Origin of the sequence: Hymenobacter terrestris (assembly GCF_013377905.1) — a bacterium.
Taxonomy (GTDB): domain Bacteria; phylum Bacteroidota; class Bacteroidia; order Cytophagales; family Hymenobacteraceae; genus Hymenobacter; species Hymenobacter terrestris.
In genome coordinates this window covers 75,023-90,473 of the sequence record NZ_JABKAV010000002.1, presented here as the reverse complement: position 1 = coordinate 90,473, position 15,451 = coordinate 75,023, and the positions used below count along the sequence as shown (strand labels likewise).

Genomic DNA, 15,451 nt, shown 5'->3' with positions numbered 1-15,451 from the left:
ACCGCATGGCAGACCTCGCGGCCCTCTACGCCCGCTTCCAGCAAGCATCAGCCGTCAGCACCGACACGCGCCAGCCGCAGGACGGCACGCTGTTCTTCGCCCTCAACGGTCCCAATTTCCGGGGCCGCGACTTCGCGCCGCAAGCGCTGGCTAAAGGGGCCCGCTTCGCTGTGGTAGATGATGCTGACCTGGCCGCTTCCGACCCGGCCCGCTACACCTATGTGCCCGATCCGCTGGTGGCTTTGCAGCAGTTGGCCCTGCACCACCGCCGCCAGCTGATTATGCCGGTGCTGGCCATTACGGGCTCCAACGGCAAAACCACCACCAAAGAGCTGGTGCAGACCGTGCTTAGTCGCCGGTTTCGGGTGCAGTACACCAAAGGCAACCTCAACAACCACATTGGGGTTCCGCTTACGCTGCTCAGTATCCGGCCCGGCGCGCACGAGTTGGCCATCATCGAGATGGGGGCCAATCACCAGGGCGAAATTAAGGAGCTATGCCGGCTGGCCGAGCCCACGCACGGCCTCATCACCAACATCGGCAAGGCCCACCTCGAAGGCTTTGGCGGGGTGGAAGGTATTGCCAAAGGCAAAGGCGAAATGTTTCACTTTCTAGCCCAGGTCGGCGGCACGGCCTTCGTGAACACGCTCGATGCCCGCCTGCCGGGCCTGGCCACGCCGGTAGCTGAGCGCGTTACCTACCCCGGGCCCACCGATACCTACCCAGCCCGGCTGCTTGGCGCGGCCCCCGAAGTAATTATGGAGCTATTCGGCGGCCAGGTAGTGGAAGCAAAGATTACGGGCGGCTACAACTTCGCCAACCTTGCCGCCGCCGCCGCAGTAGGGGCCTACTTCGGGGTGCCCGCCGAGGGCATTGCTGAGGCGCTGGCCGCCTACGAGCCCAGCAACAACCGCTCGCAACTAGTGCGCACCAGCCGCAACGCACTGGTGCTCGATGCCTACAACGCCAATCCCAGCAGCATGGCCGCCGCCCTCAGCAGCTTTGCGGCCCGCCCCGGCGACCCGGCGGCCAAAGTGGTTATCCTTGGCGACATGTTCGAGTTGGGCACCGAGAGTGAGGACGAGCACCGCTCGCTGGGACGGCTGGTGCAGGGCCTGCCCTTCGGTACGGTTATCCTCATCGGTCCCGAGCTGGCCCAGGCCGCCGCCCTCGACTCCAGCATGCTGCATTTCGCTACCAAGCCCGAAGCCGCTGCTTGGCTACGCGCCAACCCGCTGGCTAACCGCCAGGTGCTGGTAAAAGGCTCCCGCGGCATGGGCCTGGAAACCCTGGTAGAACTCCTTTGATCACGGATTTTGTAGTCAATTAAAAAGGCCATCTCAATGTGAGGTGGCCTTTTCGCTCTTTGCAGGAAAGTAACTGTCTGAAACCGGCAGTACGGCCCGATTACAAAATCTGTGAAATTCGAAAAATCCGCGCCAATCCGTGATCAGAAGGGGCTGTTGAAATTGGCTAGCGTGGGCAGTACCTGGTCTTTGGCCGAGATGGTCGGGTTGGAAACACCCCAGTCGATATTCAGGGCCGGGTCGTTCCAGAGCAGGCCGCCCTCCGAGTGGGGGGCGTAATAGTCGGTGCACTTATAGAGGAAGAGCGTACCGTCTTTGAGGGCCGTGAAGCCGTGAGCGAAGCCAACGGGCACGTAGAGCATATTAAACCGCTCGGCATCCAGTACCACGGACAGATGCTGGCCATACGTAGGCGAGTCGCGGCGAATATCCACGATAACGTCGAGGGCGCGGCCGGCGGCTACGCGTACGAGCTTGGCCTGGGCATGCGGCGGCTGCTGAAAGTGCAGGCCCCGCACCACGCCCCGGTCGGAGCGCGACTGATTGTCCTGCACCCAGTTGCCCACGATGCCCGCCGCCGCCATCTTCTCGGCGCTGAACGACTCAAAAAATGCCCCGCGGGCATCGCCAAACACCCGGGGCTGGATTTCGACTACGCCCGAAATATCAAAGTGTATAAACTCCATGCACTATATAGTTTAGCTGGCGGTGACCGAATTTGGGTCGCAAGTTAGGCAGATTTATCGGCGGCCGGCGCGGCTTTTCCCCACTTCTTTTACCACGGCCAAGTACTTATCGAGTACCAATTGCTCGTCGAACTTGGTTACGGCCAGCTGGCGGCCGGCGAGGCCCATCTGCTCCAGCTCGGCATCGGACAGGCGTAGCACCTGCAGCATTTTGGCGGCCAGATCGGCGGCGTCGCGTACCTGGCAGAGCAGGCCATTGCTGCCGTCCACCACCGTTTCGCGGCAACCGGGCACGTTGGTCGTGACGATGGGCTTGCCCATGGCGGCTGCTTCGAGCAGGGTTTTGGGCGTGCCCTCGCGGTAGGAGGGCAGCACCGCGCAGTCGGCCTGAGCCAGCAGTTCGGCTACATTGTCGGAGGTGCCCAGGTACTCAACGTGGCCAGCCGCCAGCCACTGTTCAAATACGGCCCGCTTTACGCCCACACCGCCGCTTTCATCGATGCCGCCCAACAGCTGTACCCGCGTGCCGGGCACGGCCTCGCGCACCAGCTGGGCCGCCTCAAAGTACTCTTCCACGCCCTTTTCGTAGAGCACTCGCGCAATCAACAGGAACACGAATGGCGTGTTGCGGCGGAACTGCGGGGCGGGCTTAAAGCGCGTAATATCCACGCCGGAGCCGGGCAGTAAATCGGTTTTCGCGGCGTCCACCAGCCCGTTGCTGATGAACAGCTGCCGGTCATCATCGTTCTGGAAAAACACGCGCTTCGGAAACTGAAACGCAAATTTGTATAGGCCCAGCGCCACCTTGCTCACCAGGTTTTTCACGATAAACACCGTGCCCAAACCCGACACGTTGTTCACGCTCGGAATGCCGGCCAGCCGGGCCGCCAGTGTGCCGTAAATATTGGGCTTGATGGTGTAATGCAGCACCACATCGGGCTGCTCACGCTTGTAGATTTGGTAGAAGCGGCGGGTCAGGGCGGCGTCCTTGAGCGGATTAGTACCCTTGTTTTCCATCAGGATGGGCACGAAGCGGCAGCCCAGCTCGGTTTCCAGCCGCGCTGAGTAGGAATCGGGCGGGGCTATGGCCAGCACCTCGTGGCCGGCGGCCTGCAGGGCCTTCACCAGGCTGCGGCGGAAGTTCCAGATGTTCCAGGCGGTATTAATAACGATGGCGACGCGCATTCGGCAAAAACAATAGACTTGAGCTGCAAAGGTACGCGGCCGGGGCGCAGGGGCAGTGCCGGCCGTGGGCGCGGTTACGGCGGCCGTGGCTTCCCGGTTTCCTGGTTCTGGCCCCGGCGTACTGCCCGGCTCCGGCGTATCTTTGCATATGCTCTCAGTTTCTTCCGTAATTATCCGCCCGGCAGTGTTGTTGGTAGCCACGCTGCTGAACGCCTGCAGCCCGGCCACCGACGCCTCCGAAGCCGACGCTACCAAGCCGCTGCCCCCAATTCCGCCCGCCGCGGCGGCTACCGAAATGCCGGCCGGGGCCAATGCTACGGTGCTGGCGGCCGGGAAGACGCTTTTTGCCCAGAACTGCGCCATTTGCCACGGGGCCAATGGTAAGCTAGGCGCTAACGGCGCCCGCGACCTGACCAAAAGTAACCTCAACGCCGCCGGCCGCACCTACATGGTGGTAAACGGCTCCGTTTCGGGCGTTATGCCTGGTTTCAAGGGCCAACTAACCGACGACCAGATTGCGCAGGTGGTAGCTTACTCGCTCACGCTGAAGTAGGCCGGCAAGTAAGCCGAAGCGCAAATTGCGCCGTTTTGCGGCCAGATTGCGTTATAAGCCCAAGGCCGCCGGCGTGTAGCGCGAAGCTCCGGCTTCGCGTATCGTTGCAGAATATCGAACGCTGCCTTTCAGTACCAAATCCAGCTTCGCACTTCCTTTTCTACTTTTGATTGCGCTATACTGATGGCAAATAAACCGACTTCCAAGGGCCGCAAAGACCAGAACAGCACCCGCCACCATGGCGCCGTAGATGGCGTGAAGGGCCGGGCGGGCCGCATCCTCACCAAGGCCGCCGAAAACGGTACCTACGACACCAGTGTGGACGAGGAAACGGCCGTGCTGGTAGCTGTGCCCGATAAACGCCAGGCCGAAGCCCAAACCACCGAATACCTCGACGAACTGGCCTTCCTGGCCGAAACGGCCGGCGCTACCGTCGTCCACCGCTTCGTGCAGCGCCTCGACAAGCCCGATACCCGCACCTTTGTAGGCGAGGGCAAGCTAGCCGAAATTAAGGCCTACGTGGAGCACTCGGGGGCCAGCATGGTCATATTCGACGACGACCTTTCGCCTTCGCAGCTGCGTAACCTGGAGGCCGAGCTGAAGGTGAAAATTGTGGACCGCAGCCTGCTGATTATCGATATTTTTGCCCGGCGGGCCAAATCGGCCACCGCCCAGACCCAGGTCGAGCTGGCTCAGTACCAATACCTGCTGCCTCGCCTGACGGGCCTCTGGAGCCATTTGGACAAGCAGCGCGGTGGCGGCGTGTCGCAACGCGGACCCGGTGAAACCGAGATTGAGACTGACCGTCGGGTGGTAAACGACCGGATTGCCTTTCTGAAGGAGCGCCTCAAAGACCTCGACCGCCAGAGTCAGACCCAGCGCAAATCGCGCGGCGGCATGGTACGCGTGGCGCTGGTAGGTTACACCAACGTGGGCAAAAGTACTATCATGAACCTGCTGAGCCGCGCTGATGTATTTGCCGAAAACAAGCTCTTTGCCACCGTCGATTCCACGGTGCGCAAGGTGGTGCTCGACACGGTACCGTTCCTGCTCTCCGACACGGTAGGGTTCATTCGCAAGCTGCCCACCCGCCTCATCGAGAGCTTCAAGAGCACGCTCGATGAGATAAGGGAAGCCGATTTGCTCATCCATGTGGTCGATATTTCGCACCAGAGCTTCGAGGAGCACATGGCCGTGGTCGAGGATACGCTCAAAGACATTGGGGCCGGCGAGAAGCCGGTGCTCGTGGTCTTCAATAAGATTGACCAGTACGACACCGGCGAAGCTGCCTACCACGACGGCTTCGAGGGCATGAACGCCGACGAGAATGCCCCGGCCCCGCGGCCTACCCTTGAGCAACTGCGCGCCACCTACATGGCCAAGCTGCACAACAAAGTGGAGTTCATCTCGGCTCTCGACCGAACCAACCTTGACGAGCTGCGGGCGCGCCTGGTGAAGCTGGTAGCGGCCATCCACAACGAGCGGTACCCGGCCGTACACCCCGCGCGCGACGACGAAGGCTGGCAGGAATAAGCACTAGGAGCCAGCAGCAGTACTTGTGCCGAAAAAGGCCGCCATCGGGCGGGCCAGCTTACCGACTACGGTATGCCGGTCCGCCCGATGGCGGCCTTTGCATGACTATGGATAGAGCTGAATAGTTGCCGGCATCTATTGATAGGCTACCCCGCTAAGGCAACTGCAGGACAGCGAAACTAAGCCCTCGTCCCTACAGCGCCCTCCGTAGCTTAGATTAAGTAGCTTCGATAGCGAATTGGTTTAATGGCTAAGAAATGAGTCATTGTTTAATGCAAGTATATTTTTTATTCAATAAAATTGATAATTCAATAATTTAAGGCACTTTTAGGTATCGATTTTTTTTCTTCTCTCACTTGCTAGTGCCCTTTTATGAAAAGAACGTTCTACTTACTTGCTTTCGCCCTTTCTGGCCTGACAGCAATTTCGGCTTCAGCCCAGAGCAGCAGCATGATCCGCATGACGGAAAAAACCGACCAGCAACTACAGAACCGGGGATGTGCTGCTATGGAGGTGTTTGACCGCCAGTTGGCCGCCGATCCGCAGATGGCCGGGCGCGTAGCCGAAATAGAGGCCCGCACCAGCCGCTTTGTAGCCAATCCTGTGGCCAATCGCGCCGCAATTACCGGTCCGGTGACCATTCCGGTGGTAGTGCATGTACTTTACAGCACGGCTACGCAGAACGTTTCCGACGCCCAGGTGCAGGCCCAGATTGATGTGCTGAATCAGGACTTCGCCAAAACCAACACCGATGCCTCGCTGATTCCGGCTGCGTTTTCCGGTGCCGCCGCCAGCACTAATATTCGTTTTGCTTTGGCCAAGCGTAGTCCTACCGGTGGTGCTACAACGGGCATAATCCGCAAATCAACGCGGGTGAAATCGTGGAGCACCAACGATGCCATGAAACAGTCTAAGCGGGGCGGCGACGACGCCTGGCCAACGGGCGAGTACCTCAACATCTGGGTATGTGCCCTGGGCAACGGCCTGCTGGGCTACGCGCAGTTCCCTGGCGGCTCGGCCAGCACCGATGGCGTAGTAGTTCTCTATTCCTCGCTGCCCGGTGGCTCCGCGGCACCTTATGACAAGGGCCGTACTGCCACCCACGAAGTAGGCCACTGGCTGAACCTGCGCCATATCTGGGGTGACGCCAGCTGCGGCAACGACCTGGTGAGCGATACGCCCACGCAGCAAACCAGCAACTACGGCTGCCCTTCGTTTCCGAAGGTTACCTGTTCGAATGGCCCCAACGGCGACATGTTCATGAACTACATGGACTACACCGATGATGCCTGCATGTACATGTTCTCCAATGGGCAGTCGTCGCGCATGGATGCGCTGTTTGCCAGCGGCGGTGCCCGTGCTTCGCTGCTGACTTCGGACGGTGGTACGGCCCCACTGGTAGCCACGGCAACCGCAGAAACGCTGACTGTATTCCCGAACCCAACCAACGGCCAGCTTTCAATTCGTACTGGCCTTGATACGCCCGCTGCGGGCTGGGAAATGAAGGTGTATGACCTACGGGGCCTCGAAATGTCTCAGGCCCGCCTGACGGCAGTCGGCAGCCTCGATGTATCGGCCCTGCCAGCTGGCCTGTATCACCTGATGATGACCAACGGGAAATCCATTCAGCACCAAAGCTTCCGCAAGCAGTAAGTAAACCCTCATGAAAGCACAAAACCCGCTCCGGCTTACCGGAGTGGGGTTTGTGCTTTTATGGGATAGTTGTAAAATGGCGTTATAAACGCCTGAAGCCACATTTTGTATTTATATCAATAGAATGTGTCTGTAGTTGAAATTAATTCAATAATTTAGACACTTCGAACCATACTCTACAGCCAAACACCTTTTTTTCTCACTCATTTTCTCTCATTCAACACCACTCTATGAAGAAGAATATTTACTCATTGTTCCTGGGCCTGCTGGGCATGGGCATCACTGCTGAAGCCTGGGCCCAGCAGGAGCCATTACCCACTAAGCGCGACTGCGCTACCATGGAAGTGCTGGAGCGCCAACTCGCTGCCGACCCGGGCATGGCCATTCGTCTGGCGGGTATTGAAGCCCAAACGCAGTCATTTACCGATAACCCGGTGGCTAACCGTACGACGGCCGTTGTCACGATTCCGGTGGTAGTGCACGTGCTCTACAACACGTCTGCCCAGAACGTTTCCGACGCGCAGATTGCCTCGCAGATTGCCGTGCTGAACGAAGATTTCAATAAGCTTAACGCTGACGTGAGCAAAGTGCCCTCGGCTTTTGCTTCGCGGGTAGCCGATGTAGGCATTCAGTTTGTACTGGCCAAGCGCGACCCCAGCGGCAACGCCACTACGGGTGTTCAGCGCAAGCAGACCTCGATTACCAGCTGGTCGAGCGACGACCGGATAAAGAGCACGGCTACCGGCGGCCTCAATGCCTGGCCGGCCGGTCAGTACCTCAACCTGTGGGTGGGTAACCTGGGTGGTGGCCTGCTGGGCTACGCGCAGTTCCCGGGCGGCTCGGCCAGCACCGACGGCGTAGTGGTAACCACTACCGGCTTCGGCCGCGGTGGCTCGTCCGGTGCCCCCTTCAACCAGGGTCGCACCACCACGCATGAAGTAGGCCACTGGCTGAACCTGCGCCACATCTGGGGTGATGCCAGCTGCGGCAACGACCTGGTGAGCGACACGCCCACGCAGCAAACCAGCAACGGCGGCTGCCCATCGTTTCCGAAAGTTACCTGCTCGAATGGCCCCAACGGCGACATGTTCATGAACTACATGGACTACACCGATGATGCCTGCATGTACATGTTCTCTACCGGCCAGTCGACGCGTATGAACGCGCTGTTTGCCAGCGGCGGTGCCCGTGCTTCGCTGCTGACCTCGAACGGTGATACGGCCCCCGGTGGTACCACGCCGCCGCCCACCGTATCGTATTGTGCTAGCAAAGGCACCAATGTAAGCTACGAGTGGATTGACCTGGTGAAGCTGGGAACCATCAACCGCACTTCGGGTGCCAACGCCGGCTATTACGATGGCACGGCCACCAGCACGACTATTGCCGCTGGCTCGTCGCAGACTATCAACTTCTCGGCTGGTTTTGCCTCGACGGCCTACACCGAAAACTGGCGCGTATACATCGACTACAACCGGGATGGCGACTTTACTGACGCTGGCGAAACAGTAGTATCGGGCTCCTCATCGAGTGCCGGCACACTGTCGGCCACCTTCACGGTCCCAGCCTCGGCCAAAACCGGCAGCACCCGCATGCGGGTAACCATGAGCGACAACGCCGCCACTACCAGCTGCAACAACTACAGCTACGGCGAAACCGAAGACTACACCGTGAACATCACGGGTGGTACGGCGCGTCAGATGGCAACGGTTGAGCAGGCGGGCTACCGCGTGTACCCCAACCCGGCTACCGATGTGCTCAACATCGAAATCCCGACTACCATCGACGCCCGAGCCGTATCGGTGAGCGTGTACGATATGCGCGGAGCGCAGATGAAAACTGCCCGCTTCGAGGGCAGCATGCTCCACGTCGGGAATCTGGCCAAAGGCATCTATCTGCTGCGTATTTCTGATGGACAGCAGGTGTCGCACCAGCGTTTCGTGAAAGAGTAGGCATATTCGTTCTGCAACCAAGCAGTAAAAAGCCCCCTTCCCAAACCGGGAAGGGGGCTTTTTACTGCTTGGTTGTGAGGCTGCAGCCGGTAGTGGGCCGGAAACAGGCTTACTTCACGAAGCGTTGGATGAAAGAGCCGCTGGCTGTTTGTACCTGCAGAATGTAGCTTCGGCCCTCCGGCAGTTGGCTGGTGGGCACTTCCAACTCCGGTCGGATGCTGCCGGGTTGCTGCTGCTGCCACATCAGGCGGCCTGTGCTGTCCAGTACTCTCAGTGTGAAAGCACCGGTTAGCGGCTCGGCCAAGCGCACGAAAAGCGTACCGACAACTGGGTTGGGATAGGCTTCGGTGACAAGCGGCCGGCCCGCGACCTTCACGGTGCGCACCCCACTGTAGGCTACTGTACCATCAATGTCTACCTGACGCAAGCGGTAGTAAAGCAGCGGCGTACTGGCTGGGGTAGCTTGGTCAAGCAGAGTATAAGTGCTGACGGTGCTGCTACTGCCCTGGGCTTTAACCCGGCCAATAGCCTCGAAACGCCGACCATCAAGGCTGCGTTCTACCTCAAAATAGGCGCTGTTGAGTTCCGTAGCCGTTTCCCAGCTTAGGCGTACGGCCCCCGCCTCATGGCGGGTTTCAAATTTGGTCAGGGTTACGGGAAGCACTACTGGTGGCACTACGGCGGCACAGGCATTAGCCGGATCATACACAATATCAACCGCCTGCCCGCGAGCCAGCAGCCCAACGGCGTAGGTATTCACCAGCACGCCGTCGCCCCCGGTGGGAGGTCCGCTATTGGTACCAGGAGTGCCCCAGCGGTGGCCGTTAGCCTGGTCGCTGGTACCGTTAGGGTTGTAGGAGGGCGCTGAGAAACCCGCCGCAAAATTGCTGTCATCCCAATACACAAAATCGGGTGCGAATGCTCCACCTGGCCGGACGGAGCGCACGGTAATGCCGGCAAATCCCGCAGATTCGCAGTCGAAGAGTGGGAAGTTGACCGGGCCTACTCCGCTGGAAAAGGAAATATTGATCAAGTTAGACGTAATAGCGGTACCATTATCCGATCTGCCATCCCAGGTGAAGACATTATCCCCCACAACCGTTGTACCCTCCAAAATCCGGTCCGTGGATGCCTGGTATAAGTCGTCGCGGTTGCCGTCGATAAATACCACGCCGAAACCTGCCTGATCGACGTTGAGCGTGAAAGTGGTTATTTTAGTAACGGGGTCGCAGGTGGTGGTTACCCTTGGCCTGGTGGGCAGCACAGTACTTGGATACACGTTCGGGTCCGGGTCGTTAACAAATAACTTGTACTGGGCATAGCCTACGTTGGCATTGATGCTTCGGCGGCGCTGTTGAAATGTGACGCGGTTAGGAGCCGACTCGGTTGTCCCAAATTCATTGGCCAGCAGCAGTACCCCAAATGGCGTCATGCGGGAGTAGCTTACTCGCTTAACAAAGAACGACTCATTGGCAGCGTACCCCCCAACTGCGTTGGGATTGGGGATGAGTGGATAAAGGCCGAAACTGGTCGAATACTGCGATGTAAAGCTTCCGCCAGTAAACGACCAAGTTCTGGCATACAGTCGACCAGGCTTTTCGCCCCTGTTACGCACTGTGAAATCCCAGATATCGTACCATGATTTGCCCTGGTTGGAGGCTGCGAATACCTGAGTGCCGGTGGCATCTACCTGCGCAAATTCCACCCACACGTCGCGGGCTACCAGCCCACTATTTACGTAGTAGAGTGGGTTATAGCCACTGGCCGGCAGCGTGGGCAGGCCGCCCACAAACCCTTTGAGGCGGGGGCCAGTAGCCGCCTCACCATAGTTGGCAATTACGCCGGGGGCCGGAGCCAGCCGGGCATTATTGATATTGGTGCCGCCATCAATCTGCAGGGTAGTGGTCTGCAAAGTTGTCCCAGCATCCACAATCCGCAGTCGCAGTCGGTCGTTCTGCTCACCGGAGGCGGTGCGTCGGAGGCCGTAGAATAGGGTGTCGCCGGGCTGCATGCGCACGTACATGCGCTCATTGGCGCTGGCGGCGGGCAGCAGAAAATTATTGGAATTGGCGCCGTCGTTGTGTTGTAAAAAGCCGACGCGGTCGTTGGGCCCATTAGCCGGGGCCACGGGGTTGGCAGTGCCAGGGGTCAGGTTTTTGGAGCCTTCGGCTTTAGCCGAAGTAAGGCCCGTTAAGCCGCAGCCCAGTAATAGCAGCCCCGTTCGCAAAGTGGGGCCCAGATAAGCGGAAAAGAAGTGTTTCATTGGTACAGAGTAAAATAGATGGAGGGGTAAAAATGCTGCCAAGCTATTATGAGCCAAGGCCTTATTGCTGTTTGCAGCTGCAATAATACACTTGTTTTACTATATCGAGCAAACGTTATTCTAGCTACTCTGTCGTAATGAAGCATCCGGCATACAGATGAGCTTCATACAACCATCTGACTCCGCCGACAATCAGCCAGCGGGCCATTACACTCGGACTTGTGGGAGCAGGTCGGGGCATAACCTTTTGCGCCGGCCGTAGTAAAGAGGCCTGCCACCCTAACTGTTGCGCTCCTATGAAAACGCTGTACCTGATGCGCCACGCCAAATCGAGCTGGAGTTTCGATATGCTCAACGACCAGGAGCGCCCGCTTAACGGCCGGGGGCGCGACGAAGCCCCGCTGATGGGCCAGGCCCTGGCCGAGCGTAGTGTCAGGCTCGATTTGCTGGTGTCGTCGCCGGCCGTACGGGCCCTGAGCACGGCGGCGCTGGTGGCTGAGGCGCTGGGCCTGCCCCCCGAAAAGCTGCAGGTGATAGACGCCATTTATGAAGCCGAAGTAACCGACTTGCTGGCCATTGTGCAGGCCCTGCCCGATGCGGCCGACGAAGTGTTGCTGGTGGGCCACAACAACACGCTCACCGATTTTGCCAACCTGCTTTCGCCCAGCTCTATCCCCTCCATGCCTACTTCCTCCATCGTGTGCCTAAAGTTCAGCGTGGAGCAATGGGCCGATGTTGACCGCGCCAAGTCGGAGTACTACTTCTTTGATAAGCCTAAAAACTACTAAGCCTTTCTGTTCTGCTCGCTTAAAGCCAACGACGGGCAAATTAGGTAAGTCAACTCCCTGTTACCGACCACCAGTCCACTGAAAAATGACCGATAAATCGTCCGAGCCGCAACTGCTAAACCGGGAAATCAGCTGGCTTACCTTCAACCGCCGGGTGTTGCAGGAAGCTCAGGACCCCGCCGTGCCTTTGCTGGAACGGCTGAAGTTTCTGGCCATTTTCAGCAGCAACCTCGATGAGTATTTCAAGGTGCGGGTGGCCACGTTGCGCCGGCTCAGCAAGCTCAAGAAAAAAACCAAAGCCAAGCTGGGCCAAGACCCTGCCGAGCAGCTCGCTGAGTTGCTGGCCGAGGTAGGCCGCCAGCAGCATCAATTTGGCGACACGTTCCGCAACCATATTCTGCCCGAGCTGGGCCGCGAGCATATCCACCTAATTTCGGAAAGCGAGCTTACGGCCGAGCAGCGTACTTGGGTGAAACAGTACTTCGAAGAAAACGTGCGCGACCTACTCTCGCCCATTATCCTCGACGACAACCTGCACCACCTGTTCCTGCGCGACCAGAGCGTGTACCTGACCTTTTACCTGACCGAGCCGCATAAACCCGAAAAGCACGACGAGGAGCGGGTGCTGGCCATGGAGCTGCCTACCAAGCGCCACGGCGGCCGTTTCGTGCGCCTGCCCGACGTGGGTACCGAGCACTACGTGATGTTCCTCGACGACGTGATTCGCAGCTGCGCGGCCGAGCTTTACCCCAGCTACGGCAAGGTGCAGGTTCACGCGCTTAAACTCTCGCGTGATGCCGAACTCGACATCGATGAGGAAGTGTCGGACAACTTGCTGGCCAAAATCAAGAGCAGCCTGCAGAAGCGCGCTACCGGCTTTCCGGCCCGCTTACTTTTCGACCCGGCCATGCCCGACGCCATCCTGCGGGCCATTGAGCAGAAAACCGGTATCGGGAAAGAGGAGCTGGTAGAGGGCAGCCGCTACCACAACTTCCGCGACTTTTTCGGGTTCCCCGATTTCGGCCTGAAGCATTTGCAGTACGCGCCTATGCCGCCGCTGCCGCACCCCACGCTGCCGCGCACCGGTTCACTGCTGGCCGCCACCGCCCGCCGCGACCACCTGCTGCACCCGCCCTACCAATCGTTCGATTACGTAACGCGCCTGCTCAACGAGGCCGCCCGCGACCCGCAGGTGAGCGACATCAGTATTACGCTTTACCGCGTAGGCAGCAAGAGTGCCGTGGCCAAAGCCTTGCTGAAAGCGGCCAAAAACGGCAAGCAGGTAACCGTGATAGTCGAGCTGAAAGCCCGCTTTGATGAGGAGAGCAACATGTTCTGGGCCGAGAAGCTGCAGAAAGCCGGTGCCAACGTCATCTACGGCATGCCTGGCCTGAAGGTGCACAGCAAAATGCTGCTCATCACGCGGGCCGAGGAAGGCCACAACCGCCTATATGCTTACCTGAGCACGGGTAACTTCAACGAGGCCACCAGCGAGGTCTACGCCGACTACGGCTTGTTTACGGCTCACCCCGAGATTACCCGCGAGGTGGCCGAGGTGTTCCGCTACTTCCACGACCACCTTGACAAGACAGGCCAGTTCCAGCACTTGCTGGTAGCCCCCTTCGAGCTGCGTCAGCAGCTCAACGCCCTCATCGACCACGAAATTAAGCTGGCCCGAAAAGGTAAGGATGCATACATCATCCTCAAGCTGAATGCTCTGCAGGACGAGCGCATGATTGGCAAGCTCTACGAGGCCTCCGAAGCGGGTGTGCGCGTTGAACTGCTGATCCGGGGCATATCATGCCTGATGCCCGGTCTGCCGGGCCAGAGCACCAACATTCAGCAGCGCGGTATCGTCGACCGGTTTCTGGAGCACGCCCGCATGTATGTGTTCGGCAACGGGGGCGACGCGAAGCTGTACGTGGCTTCGGCCGACTGGATGAACCGCAACCTCGACCGTCGGGTAGAAGTGGCATTTCCTATTCTGGAACCTGATTTGCGGGCCGAGCTGCTCGACCTGCTCAATTTCCAGCGCCAGGATAGCGTGAAGTCGCGCGACTGGCAGAACAACTTCATCGGCCCTACCGAGGAAGCGGCTGCCGCCGAGGGCGAGGTTCGCGCCCAGTTTGAAACCTATGCCTACCTCGCGGCCCTGAGCCGGCCCGCCCGCAAGCGCCCGGCCACCGCAAAAAAGGCCCCCAAATAAATTTGCTCTATAAGCCAAAGCGCTACTCCAGCTTCCTGCACGCAGGAAGCTGGAGTAGCGCTTTGGCTTTTTCGATGGCCTCATGGGCCGAATTTCATCGTTTCGGCTACTTGGCCATCTTGCTAAGTAGCTTGCGCGGGGGCACCAGAAACATCTCCACGCTGAAGTAGGGCGCTCCACCTAACGTGTTGTCGACGGCTCTGGTGCGGCCGCCGCTTAAAATACCCAGCAGGCTGCGACGGTAGTTGTCTTCGTTGAACGCGCTGAATCCTGCATTGTAGCGGTAGCCGCCTTCGAGGCCGAACCAGAGAAAGTCGTAAATCTCCCGTTCCGCCCGCAACCGGAACTTGACTTCCCGCTCCCGGATGATAAGCGTGCGCAGGTCGCCCAATGGTTCCCGGAGCTTGATATTGTAGTTCGCGCCATCAACGGTGTAGCCTCCGAAAAGCAGCGTTTTAGGGTTGATGTTGCGGCGCAAGGTTACGCGGGCCGGAAACAGCGACTCGACGCCCCAGCGCTGGTTGAAAGTGCGATTATAGAGGATAACGGGATAAACGCTTTGCCGCCCGAACGTGTAGCTGAGCTGCGCGCCCACGCCCCACGAAAAGTAAGGGCTGCGTTTCCAGCCATAAATGAATTCGCCCGACGTCCGCAGGTAGTCTTTTATCGAAAGCTCCGAGGAAGTGTAGTCACCGTTGAGCTCGGCCTTTACCCGGGCCACATACCAATGCACCTCATCGACCGGCCGAATCACGGCCAGCTGGGTGCCCAGCGTCTTGAGGCCCTTATCTTCCAGGTCGCGGTAGAACGTCGCGTTGCCGGGCTCGCGGAACTGGAACTCCTCCCGATCATAATTGAAGCCCAGAATCACCTTGAGGTGAGGGCGGTTCCAGGCCGGGATATACCCCTTGATGAAGGCCCGACGGTTTTTGGTGACCGTGGTGCTGGTTTCACGGCCACCTTCGTCTTGCAAGCGGGTGGTGATGCGAAAGTTGCCCAGGCTCTCGATGCTGCCTACCACGCCCTTGCTCGGGCCCATGCCTACTACCGAGGGTACGGCAAATCTTTGGGCCTGGCCTACCTGGCTGGCCTGCATTGTGTCGTTGGTTAGTGGTGCAGGCGGCGGATACACGGGCGGATTGCCGGGCTTTACCTGGGCCAGTGCCGTGCTGCCGGCCAGTACAGCGGCCACGTTCAGACAGTAAAATAAACAACGGGTGCGGGCAGAGAAAACGGGCATACAGGCAAAGGGATTAACGGCTGGTTAGGGCCTTAACGGACCAAGCCGCGAAAAGGATGAAGCTGCAACGGCATTGACCGAAAAAACG

At 59.0% G+C, this 15,451-nt stretch carries 11 protein-coding genes; 7 read left to right on the top strand and 4 right to left on the bottom strand.

From position 1 onward, the window contains the following. Window positions 1–5 precede the first annotated feature (5 nt). Window positions 6–1,307, top strand: coding sequence for a UDP-N-acetylmuramoyl-tripeptide--D-alanyl-D-alanine ligase (locus HW556_RS01220; RefSeq protein WP_176897221.1), 1,302 nt, complete (start codon window positions 6–8; stop codon window positions 1,305–1,307). Between the two features lie 143 nt (window positions 1,308–1,450). On the opposite strand, the gene rfbC is transcribed toward HW556_RS01220, so the two are convergent. Together rfbC and HW556_RS01210 are read right to left on the bottom strand one after the other, a co-directional pair. Further along, window positions 1,451–1,993: a dTDP-4-dehydrorhamnose 3,5-epimerase gene (rfbC, locus tag HW556_RS01215; protein ID WP_176897218.1), complete on the bottom strand. Its 543-nt coding sequence runs from the start codon at window positions 1,991–1,993 to the stop codon at window positions 1,451–1,453. 54 nt (window positions 1,994–2,047) lie between these two features. Beyond that, window positions 2,048–3,178 (bottom strand): glycosyltransferase family 4 protein, encoded by a 1,131-nt coding sequence (locus HW556_RS01210; RefSeq protein ID WP_176897215.1) that lies wholly within the window; start codon window positions 3,176–3,178, stop codon window positions 2,048–2,050. A gap of 148 nt (window positions 3,179–3,326) precedes the next feature. On the opposite strand from HW556_RS01210, the gene HW556_RS01205 reads away from it, so the two are divergent. From HW556_RS01205 to HW556_RS01190, 4 genes are all read left to right on the top strand, one after another. Further along, on the top strand, window positions 3,327–3,731 hold the full coding sequence (locus HW556_RS01205) for a c-type cytochrome (RefSeq protein WP_176897213.1): 405 nt from the start codon (window positions 3,327–3,329) through the stop codon (window positions 3,729–3,731). Between the two features lie 183 nt (window positions 3,732–3,914). Next, window positions 3,915–5,264 carry a GTPase HflX gene (gene hflX, locus HW556_RS01200; RefSeq protein WP_218136836.1) on the top strand — a complete coding sequence of 450 codons (1,350 nt, stop codon included), beginning with the start codon at window positions 3,915–3,917 and terminating at the stop codon, window positions 5,262–5,264. A gap of 372 nt (window positions 5,265–5,636) precedes the next feature. Then, a complete protein-coding gene (locus tag HW556_RS01195; protein WP_176897211.1) occupies window positions 5,637–6,917 on the top strand; it encodes a M43 family zinc metalloprotease in 1,281 nt (426 codons plus the stop codon). A 230-nt stretch (window positions 6,918–7,147) separates the two neighbouring features. Then, window positions 7,148–8,866, top strand: a complete 1,719-nt coding sequence (locus HW556_RS01190) for a GEVED domain-containing protein (protein ID WP_176897209.1) — start codon at window positions 7,148–7,150, stop codon at window positions 8,864–8,866. Window positions 8,867–8,975: 109 nt separating this feature from the next. Here HW556_RS01190 and HW556_RS01185 read toward each other — a convergent pair whose 3' ends face one another. After that, window positions 8,976–11,129, bottom strand: a complete 2,154-nt coding sequence (locus HW556_RS01185) for a T9SS type A sorting domain-containing protein (RefSeq protein WP_176897207.1) — start codon at window positions 11,127–11,129, stop codon at window positions 8,976–8,978. 296 nt (window positions 11,130–11,425) lie between these two features. Here HW556_RS01185 and HW556_RS01180 point away from each other — a divergent pair, with 296 nt between their 5' ends. Together HW556_RS01180 and ppk1 are read left to right on the top strand one after the other, a co-directional pair. Beyond that, window positions 11,426–11,917: a SixA phosphatase family protein gene (locus tag HW556_RS01180; RefSeq protein WP_176897205.1), complete on the top strand. Its 492-nt coding sequence runs from the start codon at window positions 11,426–11,428 to the stop codon at window positions 11,915–11,917. An 85-nt stretch (window positions 11,918–12,002) separates the two neighbouring features. Beyond that, window positions 12,003–14,123, top strand: coding sequence for a polyphosphate kinase 1 (gene ppk1 / locus HW556_RS01175; protein WP_176897203.1), 2,121 nt, complete (start codon window positions 12,003–12,005; stop codon window positions 14,121–14,123). A 106-nt stretch (window positions 14,124–14,229) separates the two neighbouring features. Here ppk1 and HW556_RS01170 read toward each other — a convergent pair whose 3' ends face one another. Then, window positions 14,230–15,363: a DUF6268 family outer membrane beta-barrel protein gene (locus tag HW556_RS01170; RefSeq protein WP_176897201.1), complete on the bottom strand. Its 1,134-nt coding sequence runs from the start codon at window positions 15,361–15,363 to the stop codon at window positions 14,230–14,232. Window positions 15,364–15,451: the final 88 nt, after the last annotated feature.

Excerpts from the sequence above, each read along its gene's own strand:
- HW556_RS01220 (WP_176897221.1), top strand. The coding sequence starts at position 6 with ATGGCAGACCTCGCGGCCCTCTACGCCCGCTTCCAGCAAGCATCAGCC.
- rfbC (WP_176897218.1), bottom strand. The coding sequence starts at position 1,993 with ATGGAGTTTATACACTTTGATATTTCGGGCGTAGTCGAAATCCAGCCC.
- HW556_RS01210 (WP_176897215.1), bottom strand. The coding sequence starts at position 3,178 with ATGCGCGTCGCCATCGTTATTAATACCGCCTGGAACATCTGGAACTTC.
- HW556_RS01205 (WP_176897213.1), top strand. The coding sequence starts at position 3,327 with ATGCTCTCAGTTTCTTCCGTAATTATCCGCCCGGCAGTGTTGTTGGTA.
- hflX (WP_218136836.1), top strand. The coding sequence starts at position 3,915 with ATGGCAAATAAACCGACTTCCAAGGGCCGCAAAGACCAGAACAGCACC.
- HW556_RS01195 (WP_176897211.1), top strand. The coding sequence starts at position 5,637 with ATGAAAAGAACGTTCTACTTACTTGCTTTCGCCCTTTCTGGCCTGACA.
- HW556_RS01190 (WP_176897209.1), top strand. The coding sequence starts at position 7,148 with ATGAAGAAGAATATTTACTCATTGTTCCTGGGCCTGCTGGGCATGGGC.
- HW556_RS01185 (WP_176897207.1), bottom strand. The coding sequence starts at position 11,129 with ATGAAACACTTCTTTTCCGCTTATCTGGGCCCCACTTTGCGAACGGGG.
- HW556_RS01180 (WP_176897205.1), top strand. The coding sequence starts at position 11,426 with ATGAAAACGCTGTACCTGATGCGCCACGCCAAATCGAGCTGGAGTTTC.
- ppk1 (WP_176897203.1), top strand. The coding sequence starts at position 12,003 with ATGACCGATAAATCGTCCGAGCCGCAACTGCTAAACCGGGAAATCAGC.
- HW556_RS01170 (WP_176897201.1), bottom strand. The coding sequence starts at position 15,363 with ATGCCCGTTTTCTCTGCCCGCACCCGTTGTTTATTTTACTGTCTGAAC.